Annotated in this window: 2 protein-coding genes and 1 pseudogene; all 3 read right to left on the reverse strand. The window is 72.3% G+C overall.

What is annotated here, in order from left to right:
• On the reverse strand, window positions 1-1116 hold a 1116-nt coding region (locus tag G6018_RS17465), incomplete at its 3' end, for a prenyltransferase (protein WP_182640049.1).
• A complete protein-coding gene (locus G6018_RS14980; protein WP_179523180.1) occupies window positions 1113-1487 on the reverse strand; it encodes a lycopene cyclase domain-containing protein in 375 nt (124 codons plus the stop codon). The genes G6018_RS14980 and G6018_RS17465, both read right to left, overlap by 4 nt.
• A pseudogene (locus G6018_RS14985) lies at window positions 1484-1901 on the reverse strand (phytoene desaturase); the annotation flags it as partial. The gene G6018_RS14980 and the pseudogene G6018_RS14985, both read right to left, overlap by 4 nt.

Genomic DNA, 1901 nt, shown 5'->3' on the forward strand with positions numbered 1-1901 from the left:
CCACGGCGCCGCCGCCAACAGGGCGACCACCGCCGCGGCGTAGCAGGCCAGCGCGAACCACACCGCGGCCCGGGCCCCGAGCACGGTGGCGACGGACTTCAGGTCCGCCTCGCGGTCGAAGCGGACGTCCTGCACGGCCCCGAAGGCCTGCGAGGCCGCACCCCACAGCATGAACGCGATCAGGCACGCCCACACCCCCCCGGTCAGTTCCGCACCGGCGATGGTCCAGCCGACGATCGCCGGGGAGACGAAGTGGAACGCGGAGGTGAGCGAGTCCAGGAACGGGATCTCCTTGAACCGCAGACCCTTGGCGCTGTAGGCGATCACCGCGAACGCGCTCGCGGCGAGCCACAGGGACGACTCCACCGTCCCCGTCAGCACCAGGTACACGAGGAACGGCACGGTGGTCACCGCCGAGGCCACGAGGGTGGCCGTGTGACGGGACCGCTCGAGCACCGACCCCTCGACCCCGCCCTTGCGGGGGTTGCGCAGGTCGGACTCGTAGTCGAAGACGTCGTTGATCCCGTACATCGCGAGGTTGTACGGCACCAGGAAGAAGATCGTGCCGATCACGCCGACGAGGTCGAACCCCCCGGTCGCCAGGAAGTACGCCAGGGCGAACGGCGCGGCGGTGTTGACCCACGACACCGGCCGGGACGACCAGAACAGCGTGGTGAGCAGTCCCGGCGTCCCGGGCCGCTCGGGGGTGCGGACCTCGTCGTCGTCGCCGGGCTCCGGGGCGCGCGTCAGCAGCGCGTCCCCCCTCCCCGACACCGTCGGGCTCCCCACCTCGGCCCCGACCCGGGGTGACGCGGTGAGCAACGCCCACACCGACGGCACGAAGACCGCCGCGGCCACGGCGTAGGCGAAGTCCTCGATGGGCGCCACACCCAGGCGGATGCCGCTGGTGAGCGAGTCGTCATAGGCCACGAGCCCGGCCGAGATCATGATGTTGTCGAAGACCGCGGTGAGGATCATGAGGATCAGCAGCGCGCCGCCGACCCCGATCAGCCACCGGCGTCTCTCGGGCCCGCGCAGGCGCCAGGCCGCGAGGAGGGCCACGGCCACCACGGGGATGGACATGGTGAGGTTGAGGGTCGTGTACAGGCTGGTCACCGGCGTTCCCCCGTCATCCGGGAGGGCCGGGACGCCCTGGCCGCCCGGGAGTCCCGCGCGTGGTCGACCGCGCGCGAGACCCCCGCCGCGCACACCAGCGCGAGGTGGGACAGGAACGCCAGGAACACGACCTCCTCGAACGGGATCTCCGGCGCCACCAGCAGCCCGGTCATGAAGTCGGTCTGTCCGCGGAAGAACACCCCGCTGCGCACCCCGAGCACGTCCCAGGTGAGCAGCAACGCCACGGAGGCGGTGACGGCGAGCGCCGCGGCGGCGGGCGCACGGAACGCCGCCAGCTTCCAGCGGTGGTCGATCACCAGGATCCCGGCGAAGGAGACCACCTGGACCAGGAGATAGGACAGCCCGATCACCTGTCGAACACCGTGCCCCCGCCGGGCTCCGCCACCGGGGCGGTCCCCGTGTCGCCACGGACGTGTTTGAGCACCAGCTCGGCGCTGATGAGGCACATCGGCAACCCGATCCCGGGGATGGTGGACGCCCCCGCGTAGTAGAGACCGTCGACGTGCCTGGAGACGTTGCGGGTCCGGAAGAACGCGCTCTGGGCCAGCGTGTGGGCGGGGCCGAGGGCGGTGCCGCGCCATGCGCCGAGATCGTCCTCCAGGTCCGCCGGCGCGATGGTGCGACGGACGACCACCCGCTCGGCCAGGTCCGGGATCCCGGTCCAGTCGGCGATCTGGGCGATGGCCTGGTCGGCCGCCGCCTCGATGGTCGCGTCGCCCGCGCCGTCCACGCCGCCGTGGCCGAGACCCGGGTCGGCGGGGATA

The sequence above is a fragment of the Dietzia sp. DQ11-44 genome, from assembly GCF_014145205.1.
Taxonomy (GTDB): Bacteria; Actinomycetota; Actinomycetes; order Mycobacteriales; family Mycobacteriaceae; genus Dietzia; species Dietzia natronolimnaea.